This is a genomic window from Pseudomonas sp. 18.1.10 (assembly GCF_024655625.1).
GTDB lineage: Bacteria > Pseudomonadota > Gammaproteobacteria > Pseudomonadales > Pseudomonadaceae > Aquipseudomonas.
Map to the genome: position 1 here is coordinate 1 of NZ_JANLGL010000206.1, position 9,532 is coordinate 9,532.

At 63.8% G+C, this 9,532-nt stretch carries 7 protein-coding genes; all 7 read left to right on the forward strand.

Annotation, left to right across the window (positions count from 1 at the left end; all coding sequences use genetic code 11):
- Positions 1–67 precede the first annotated feature (67 nt).
- Positions 68–1,042, forward strand: coding sequence for a GTP-binding protein (locus NUV89_RS24380; RefSeq protein WP_257783339.1), 975 nt, complete (start codon positions 68–70; stop codon positions 1,040–1,042).
- Positions 1,039–2,214 (forward strand): PotD/PotF family extracellular solute-binding protein, encoded by a 1,176-nt coding sequence (locus NUV89_RS24385; RefSeq protein WP_257783340.1) that lies wholly within the window; start codon positions 1,039–1,041, stop codon positions 2,212–2,214. The genes NUV89_RS24380 and NUV89_RS24385 overlap by 4 nt, the downstream gene beginning before the upstream one ends.
- A gap of 371 nt (positions 2,215–2,585) precedes the next feature.
- Complete coding sequence (locus NUV89_RS24390) at positions 2,586–4,922, forward strand: bifunctional diguanylate cyclase/phosphodiesterase (RefSeq protein ID WP_257783341.1); 2,337 nt, start codon at positions 2,586–2,588, stop codon at positions 4,920–4,922.
- 222 nt (positions 4,923–5,144) lie between these two features.
- Positions 5,145–5,828, forward strand: a complete 684-nt coding sequence (locus NUV89_RS24395; RefSeq protein WP_257783342.1) for a methylamine utilization protein — start codon at positions 5,145–5,147, stop codon at positions 5,826–5,828.
- Positions 5,812–8,160: a bifunctional diguanylate cyclase/phosphodiesterase gene (locus NUV89_RS24400; protein WP_257783343.1), complete on the forward strand. Its 2,349-nt coding sequence runs from the start codon at positions 5,812–5,814 to the stop codon at positions 8,158–8,160. Before NUV89_RS24395 ends, NUV89_RS24400 begins: the two co-directional genes overlap by 17 nt.
- An 11-nt stretch (positions 8,161–8,171) precedes the next feature.
- On the forward strand, positions 8,172–9,029 hold the full coding sequence (locus NUV89_RS24405; RefSeq protein ID WP_257783344.1) for a DUF3034 family protein: 858 nt from the start codon (positions 8,172–8,174) through the stop codon (positions 9,027–9,029).
- The gene (locus NUV89_RS24410) at positions 9,029–9,448 is read left to right on the forward strand and encodes a group 1 truncated hemoglobin (protein WP_257783345.1); all 420 of its coding nucleotides are present in this window, start codon (positions 9,029–9,031) and stop codon (positions 9,446–9,448) included. Before NUV89_RS24405 ends, NUV89_RS24410 begins: the two co-directional genes overlap by 1 nt.
- Positions 9,449–9,532 lie beyond the last annotated feature (84 nt).

The window sequence follows — 9,532 nt, forward strand, 5'->3', positions numbered from 1 at the left end:
CCCAAAAGCTTGGGAGCGCTGCGCACTCCAGCGGGAGCAAGCTCCCTCGCCACAATGGGAAACGACCATGAGTATTGCGCTGAACGTCATCACCGGCTTCCTCGGCAGCGGCAAAACCACCTTGCTCAAGCGCCTGCTGCAAGGCGAAAGCCTCGGCGACACGGCATTGCTGATTAATGAATTCGGCGACGTCGGCATCGACCATCTGCTGGTGGAAGAGGTCGCGCCGGACACCGTGCTGCTGCCCAGCGGCTGCGTGTGCTGTTCGATTCGCGGCGAGTTGAAGGACGCGCTGCTCGGCCTGTTGCAACGTCGCGAGCGCGGGGAAATCCCGGCGTTCAAACGGGTGATCCTGGAAACCACCGGCCTGGCCGACCCGGCGCCGATCCTCGCGACCTTGAACAACGACGTGCAACTGCGCGGGCGCTTTCATATCGGCCTGGTCATCACCCTGGTCGACGCCAGCCACGCCACGCTGCAAGAGCGGTTGCACCCGGAATGGCTGGCCCAGGTCGCGGCGGCGGATCGCCTGTTGCTGAGCAAGACCGACCTGGCCGGCGACAGCACTGTGCTGCGCGCGCACTTGCAGGCGCTCAACGCCGGCACACCGATCCTCGATACCCAGGACATCCACAGCGGCGAGCAACTGCTGCTCGGCGAAGGGTTGCGCAGCGCCGAACCCGCCGTCGAAGTCAGCCGCTGGCAGCTGCATCAACCCACCACCGCCACCCACGGCGCCGCGCAAGTGTGCTGCCTGACCTTCGACCGGCCGCTGGATTGGGTCGGCTTCGGGGTGTGGCTGTCGATGCTGTTAAGATGCCACGGCGAACGAATCCTCCGGGTCAAAGGACTGCTCAACGTGAACGCCAGCAACGCCCCCATCGTCATTCATGGCGTGCAGCACTGCCTGCACGCCCCGGTGCACCTGCCGGCCTGGCCGGGCAACGACCGCCAATCGCGCCTGGTGTTTATCCTGCGCGGCCTCGACCCGGCGCAGCTGCGCCGCTCGTTTGACGTGTTCTCGCGGCGGTTCGCCCCATGATTACCCTGCGTGTCCTTGGCACCTCGGTGACCTTGCTGGAATGCCTGCGCGTACGCGCCGAGCAGGAGCTGGGCATTCGCCTGGTGTATCAGGTGCACGATGTGGAGCAGGCCCAGCGCATCGCGGTGATGCAGCCCGACAGCTACGACCTGTATGACCAGTGGTTCCACAACGTCGATTTTGTCTGGCCGGCGCGGGCGATCCAGCCCATCGACACGCGGCGCATCGCGCTGTGGCACGAGATCAACGACCTGCCCAAGCGCGGCCGCCTGTCGCCGGATGACCGCCTCGGCAGCGGCAGCGTGCCCAGCGAGCGCCTGTTCGTGCAGCACGACGGCAGCCTCGGCAGCACCGTCACCGAACGCATCAGCATGCTGCCCCTGACCCACAACGCCGACAGTTTTGCCTACCGCCCCGAGCGCCTGCCCGACGGTTTTTGCCACGGCAACGAAAGCTGGGGTTGGCTGCTCGACCCGGCCTGGCGCGCACGCACCGCGCTGCAAAGCGACGCCGCCATCGGCGCCCTGGATGCCGCGCTGGCGGTGCAGGGCGCGGGGCTCGCGCAGTTCAACGACATCGGCAACATGAGCATCGAAGAGATCGACGTGCTCGCCGACATCCTCGTGCGCAAACAGAAGGAAGGCCACTTCGCCGCCTTCTGGTCGGATGACGAAGAGGCCGCGCAATTGATGCTCAGCCCGAGCATCGACATCCAGAGCCTGTGGTCGCCGACCCTGATGCGCCTGCACCGCGCCGGGGTGAAATACCGCCTGGCGGTGCCGCGTGAAGGCTATCGCGCCTGGTTTGGCGGCTTGTCATTGTCGCGCCATGCCCAGGGGCCGGTGCTGGATGCGGCCTACGCCTACCTCAACTGGTGGCTGTCCGGCTGGCCCGGCGCGGTGATGGCGCGCCAGGGCTACTACATCGGCAACCCGGCGCGCAGCCGCGACCACCTGAGCAGCGCCGAGTGGGATTACTGGTACGCCGGCCAACCTGCGCGGGAAGAGTTGCTGGGCAGTGATGGCCTGCCGTTGATCGATATTGGCGAAGTGCGTGACGGCGGTTCTTATGAACAGCGCATGGGGCATATTGCGGTGTGGAACTCGGTGATGGATGAGCACAACTATTTGGTGCGCAGATGGGGCGATTTCATGCGCGCACGCGGAAGCTGAATAGAGGAGTGGGCTTGTGTGGGAGCGGCGGTGCGACGATTCGACTTGCTGGCGAAAGCGGTGTGTCAGTCGCTATTTGTGTTGGCTGATCCACCGCATTCGCGAGCAAGCCCGCTCCCACATTGGATCTCCTTCAGCCCCTGGTTTATCTGTCTCTCCAAGCAACCAGTCAAACCCGTGCCGCCAATAACTTGACAGTAACATTCCTTGTTTTATTGGGTGTACTTATCCCAGCTCCCAGCTAATCTGCTTAAACCGAATATCCAATGCAAATGGATGTTTTTTTGACGCCGGGTCAGCAGTTGCCAGGGAAGCCTATGACACAGGGACGTAGTGGCAGAAACAGACGCACGCTGCCAGAGGGCACAGCGATGAGGTGGCGCCATACGTTCCAGACCCGTATCGCCGGGGTGCTCGCGCTGTTGCTGTTGGTGGTGGTCGCGGCCACTTACTTCGCCGTCAAGACCGCCACCACCCGTGCCGTGGAGAACCAGGCCGAGGTCCAGTTGGAGACCGGCAGCCAGGTGTTCGAGCGCCTGCTCGACCTGCGCGGCCGTCGCCTGCAATACGGGCTGGACTGGCTGACGGCGGACGAGCCCTTCAAACAAGCGGTGGCCGAGGGCAAGCCTGCGTCGATTCTGGCGGCGCTGGACCGCCATGGCACCGGCATCGGTTCCAGCGAAGTGTTTGTGCTGGGCCTTGACGGCAAGGTGATGGTCAGCACCTTGCCACTGTTCTCCCGCGGCACGCCGTTCCCCCAAGACAACGCCTTGCGCCATGCGCGGCGCAGTGGCTTGCAAATGCTCATCGTGGCCATGGATGGGCGACCGTACCTGCTGGTGCAAAAGGACGTCTTCAACCCGCAGCCCGTGGCGCGCATCGTCATGGGCTTCCCGATGGACGCGCAGTTCGCCAACGAACTGCGGGCCATGAGCAACCTGGAAGTGTCGTTCCTCGCCGTGCAGGACGGCCGTCCCGGGCCGTTGTTCACCACCCAGCCCGACACCGTCCAGCCGGATATCGTCACGACGTTGCGCCAGGCGCAGGTCAATCCCGAGGCCCATATCGAAGGCTTCCACGGCCAGCGCATGCTCAACCAGGTACTGTCGCTGGCCAATACGGGTGAAGGGGATGAAGTGCGCGTACTGCTGCAAAGCCCGCTGGACCATGTGCTGGAGTCCTTTGCGCCGCTGGACCGGCAGTTCCTCGGGATTGCCCTGGCCGTGTTGGTGGTGTCGCTGGCCGGTGCGCTGTTGCTGGCACGGCGCGTGTCGCGCCCGTTGAATGCGCTGGTGGAGGCGGCCGAGCGTATTGGTGCCGGCGACTACCGCACGCCGGTGCGGGTGCGCAGCCACGATGAATTCGGCCTGCTGGCCCGCGCCTTCAATGCCATGCAAAGCGGCATCGCCGTGCGCGAGCGGCAACTGGCGCACAACGCCTTGCATGACCCGCTCACCGGCCTGCCCAACCGCGCGCTGGCCATGGAGCGCCTGGGCAGTGCGATCAGTGCACGCCGGCCCGTGGTGTTGCTGTACGTGGGCATCGAAAACTACCGGGTGATTAACGAAGGCTTCGGCCCGCAAGGCGTGGAAGAAATGCTGCGCGAAGCCAGCCGCTGCTTGTCCATGAGCCTGCTGGCCAGCGACACCGCCGCCCGCATCACCGGCAGTGAGTTCCTGGTGCTGCTGGAAAACACCGAGATCGACCGCGCCGTCGCACGCGCCGACCGCCTCTACGCGCTGCTCACCGAAACCCAGCGCATCGGCCATGACGAAGTGCGCCATGAAGTCAGCATCGGCATCGCCGCGTACCCCGCCGATGGCCAGCAGGTGGAAGAGTTGATAAGCCGCGCCGCGATTGCCCGGCACGATGCGGCGAGCCTGCCGGGGCATTTGCAGATCTACCAACAGCACCGCGAACTGGCCCACCAACGCCAGATCACCTTGATCCGTGACCTGCGCCGCGCCGTGGTCGAGGGCGAATTGTTCCTGTGCTACCAACCCAAGCTCGACCTCAACCACGGGCATGTGCGCCAGGCCGAGGCCTTGCTGCGCTGGCAGCATCCGACCCTGGGCCAGGTCTCACCCGCCGAATTCATTCCCCTGGCCGAACGCACCGGCAGCATGGGCAGCCTGACCCTGTGGGTGATCGAAGAAGCGATCCGCCAGATCGGCGAGTGGGGGCAGCGGGGGTTGCATATCCAGCTGTCGGTGAATATTTCCGTGGACGACCTGGCCGATGATGACCTGGCGATTCGCGTCACCGCCTTGTTGATGCAATACGCCGTGGCCGCCGAGCAATTGATTTTCGAGATCACCGAAAGCGCGATCATGCACAACCCGCAACAGGCGCTGAACGTGCTGGAGCAACTGCGCGGCTGTGGCATCAGCTTGTCGGTGGACGACTACGGCACCGGCTATTCGTCACTTGCGCAGTTGCAGCGCCTGCCGGTGCAGGAGTTGAAGATCGACCAGTCCTTTGTGCGCAACCTCGACAGCACCAGCGGCGACGGCGTGATCGTGCGCTCCACCATCGAGATGAGCCACAACCTGGGGCTCAAGGTGGTGGCCGAAGGCGTGGAGTTCGCGCCGAGCCTGAAGCTGCTCAAGCAATGGAAGTGCGACACCGCCCAGGGTTACCTGATAAGCCGGCCATTGAACGCCATGGCGTTCGAGATGTGGATGCGCCGCGAACGGGTGCCGCTCTAGAAAAGGCCTTTTGCACGCCTACAGATTCTTTGGGCGGCGCCGATAAGCTCTACATACCTTGACCGGTTGCATAGGTTTTTGCCGACCAACGGTCAGGCTTTGCCGCAAAATCAATGATGGCAATTTGCCTTGTTTGCGGCATCATCTGCACCGTGACACGTATTGCCCCAGTTTCAGTGCCAAGGCAGGCCGCCTATTTTTCTATTGCCGCGCGGACCCTTGATGAATCGGATTTTCCTGCAGTTATCCTTTGCCGCCTTATTGCTGTCGAGCCACGGCGCGGTATGTGCCGCGACCCTCGACGTGGTGCTGCGCCAGGCCGACCAATCGCCAGTCAGCGACGCCGTGGTGACCCTGCAAGGCCCGGTCGGTGCGCCGGCCGGTGCGCTCAAGGCCGACATGGACCAACGCGGCCAGAAGTTCGCGCCCCATGTGCTGGCGGTACACACCGGCACCCAGGTGCGCTTCCCCAATAGCGACAATATCCGTCACCAGGTCTATTCGTTTTCGGCGGCCAAGCGCTTCGAACTGCGCCTGTACGAAGGCACGCCCACCGACCCGCTGCTGTTCGACAAGCCCGGCGTGGTGGTGCTCGGCTGCAACATTCACGACTGGATGCTCGGCTACATCTACGTCACCGATGACCCGCGCTTCGGCGTCAGCGATGCCCAGGGCCACGTGCGCCTGGACAACCTGCCGGCCGGCGCCTACCACGTCACCCTGTGGCACCCGCAATTGGCCGACATGCAACCGCTGGACGGCGGCACGTTGAACATTCCGGCGGCGGGCCTGAGCCACGCCGTGCAACTGAGCCTCGAACCACCGTCCGCCGACCTGCCGCCCACGCCCACACCGACGGCCTTTGGCGACGCCTTCAATCGAGCCGCCCGTGAAACTGCGCAGTAGTTTCCAGGCGCGTGTCGCCAGTGTGCTGATCCTGCTGTTGCTGGTGGTGATCGGCGCGCTGTACTTCAGCGTGAAAGCCGCGACGGGCGACGCCGTGCGCAGCCAGGCCAAGGCGCAACTGGACGTCGGCGCGCGCGTGTTCGAACGCTTGCTCGACGTGCGCGGCCGGCGCCTGGCCGATGGCGTGCAACTGCTGGCGGCGGACTTTGGTTTTCGCGATGCGGTGGCCAGCGGCGATTCGGCGACCATGCGCTCGGTGCTGTTCAACCACGGCAAGCGCATCAATGCCAGCGACATGATCCTGCTGGGCATGGATGGCACCGTCCTCGCCAGTACCCTCGATGAGGTGCCTGAGGGTTCGATTTTTCGCTACGACCAAGCCTTGCGTGACGCACGGCGCAATCGCCAGACCATGCTGATGGTGCCGCTGCAAGGCATGCCGCACCTGCTGGTGGAAGCGCCGGTGCTGGCGCCGCTGCCGATTGCGCGGGTGGTGATGGGCTTGCGCATGGACAGCGCGTTCGCCGAAGAACTGCGTTCGCTGAGCAACCTGGAAGTGTCGTTCCTCACCATTGATCGCCAGCAACCGGGGGAGTTGGTCAGCACCCAACCCCAGGTCCTGCGCGACAGCCTTACCAGCCTGATGCTGGAGCAGGGCCGCCAGCATGGCGTGGCCACCACCGAGCACCTGGAACACAGTTTTCTCAGCCAGTCGCTGGTGCTGGCCAGCGATGCCGACGGCCAGGTCCTGGCCTTGTTGCAGAGCCCCTTGGACGCGGCGATGCAGGCCTTTGCGCCGCTGGATGAAAAAATCCTCGGCATTGCCTTGATCGCGCTGATTGCCTCGTTGATCGGCGCCTTGCTGCTGGCCCGTGGCGTGTCGCGCCCGGTGCAAGCCCTGGCCCTCGCAGCCGAGCGCATCGGCCAGGGCGATTACCAGACGCCCGTGGTGTTGCCGCGCAGTGACGAACTGGGGCGCCTGGCCAACGCGGTCAACTCGATGCAAAGCGGTATTGCCGAACGCGAACAGCAACTGGCGCACAACGCCTTGCATGATCGCCTCACCGGCTTGCCCAACCGCGCGCTGGCCATGGAACGCCTGGGCAGCGCCATCGCCACGCACCGGCCAATGGCCCTTATCTACCTGGGCATCGACAACCTGCGCGCCGCCAGCGAAACCGCCGGGCCGGATGCGGTGGACCAGCTGTTGCTGGAAGTCAGCCGCAGCCTGCAAGCCGCGCTGCGCCCCGGCGATACCCTGGCGCATTTGATCGCCGACGAATTTTTGCTGCTGCTTGAAGGCGCCGGCTGCGACGAAGCGGTGGGCCTGGCCGACCAGTTGCAACAGCTGCTGCTACGCCCGCGCCGCATCAACGGCCACGACCTGGCGCTGGATTGTCGCCTGGGCATCGCGGCTTACCCGGCCGACGGTGAAAGCGCGCATACCTTGTTGGAACGTGCGGCAATCGCGATGAAAGACGCCGCACAAATGCCCGGCCGCTTGCAGGTCTACGAACACGGCCGTGACCTTGCGCACCGTCGCCAGATCACCCTGATCCGCGACTTGCGCCACGCGCCCAACCAAGGCCAGTTGCTGCTGCATTACCAACCGAAACTCGACATCCGCCAGGGCCACGTACGCCAGGCCGAAGCCTTGTTGCGCTGGCAGCACCCGCTGTTCGGCATGGTCTCGCCGGCAGAATTCATCCCCTTGGCCGAACGCTCGGGCAGCATTCAGTTGTTGACCCACTGGGTGATCGAGGAGGGCATTCGCCAACTGTGCGAATGGAACCGGCGTGGCCTGTGCCTGCAACTGTCGTTGAACATCTCGGCCGATGATTTGCTCGGCGACGAACTGGCCCATCGGGTCTCAGCGTTGTTGCGTCGTTATGGTTTGCCGGCCGAACAACTGCTGTTCGAAATCACCGAAAGCGCGGTGATGCGCGAGCCGGAAAAAGCCCTGAAAGTCCTGCACCTGTTGCGCGACTGCGGCATCAGCCTGTCGGTGGATGACTTCGGCACCGGTTATTCGTCGCTGGCGCACCTCAAGCGCCTGCCGGTGCAAGAGTTGAAAATCGACCAATCCTTCGTGCGCAACCTCGATGAAACCAGTGAAGACGCGGTGATCGTGCGCTCCACCATCGAGATGAGCCACAACCTGGGCCTCAAGGTGGTCGCCGAGGGCGTTGAATACGCCCACAGCCTGCGCCTGCTGGAACGCTGGCAGTGCGACACGGCCCAGGGTTACCTGATCAGTCGGCCGTTGAGCGCCGACGCTTTCGAAGCCTGGGTGGCCTTGCCCCTCAGTGCGCAAACTTCCCTGGTTCATTGAGTGGCTTAAGCGTGCGTTGTTCTTTTCTGATCGGTTGCCTTGGCGCCCTGACCCTGCAAACGGCGCTGGCCGATAACGGCCGCCTGATTGCCACTGGTGGCGCCAGCAGCATCGAAGGGGTTGCGGGCGGCGGGATCACGCCGTGGGCGGTGCTGGCCGGCTACGGCGAAAAACAGGAATGGGGCGCCACGGCGTTCGCCACCACGGTCAACCTGCCGGACTATCGGCTGGACGTGGCGGGGTTGGCGCTGGCCTATGACAATCGAGTCGAAGTGTCCTACGCCCGCCAGCGCTTCGACCTCGGCACCTTGGTGCATAAGCTGAACCTGCCCGAAGACAACCTTGGCCAGGACGTGCTCGGCCTCAAGGTGCGGCTGTTTGGCGATGTGATCTACGACGATTTGCCCCAAGTGTCCCTGGGCCTGGAATACAAACACCAGACCAATTTCGACATCCCCAAGCTGGTGGGCGCCAAGCGCGACAGCGACGTCGAAGGCTACCTCGCCGCCAGCCGCCTGTTCATGGGCGCGGCCTTTGGCTACAACGTGCTGGTCAATGGCAGCCTGCGCTACAGCCGCGCCAATGAAACCGGCCTGCTCGGTTTTGGCGGCGACCGCCGTGACAGCCGCAGCCTGCTCAAGGAAGGCTCGGTGGCGCTGCTGTTCAACCCGCGCTGGGCAGTGGGCGTGGAATACCGCGAAAAGCCTGACAACCTGTCGTTTGCCGGTGAGAGTGATTGGGCGGATGTGTTTGTCGGGTACTTTCCGAACAAGCATGTGTCGTTTGTATTGGCCTACGCGCGCCTCGGCGAAATCGCCACGCTGGACAACCAGAACGGCACCTATCTGTCTGTGCAGGGGAGTTTCTGATGCGCTGGCTACCGCTGGTATTCGTCCTGTGCCTGAGCGCCTGCGCGCAACAACCGCCGAAGGATGACAGCCTGTACCGCGACCTGGGCGCCATGCCCGGCATCACGCGGATTGTTGAGGGCCTGCTGCTGAACATCGCCCGGGATGAACGCATCGTCGAACGGTTTCGGCGGATTGATATCCAGCGATTGCGCGACAAGTTGATTGAACAGTTTTGCGTGGAGGCGGGCGGGCCGTGCACCTATACCGGGGATAGCATGGCGGAGAGTCACAAGGGGCAGCATGTGAGTCGCAGTGACTTTAATGCGTTGGTGGAGGATTTGATCAAGGCGATGGACAAAGAGGGGATTTCGGTGCCGGTACAGAACCGCCTGATCGCCCGCTTGGCGGTGATGCACGGTGAAGTGATCGAACACTAACCCCAAGAAGAACACCGTTCAAATGTGGGAGCGGGCTTGCTCGCGAATGCGGTGGATCAGTAATAGAAGTATTGACTGACACAC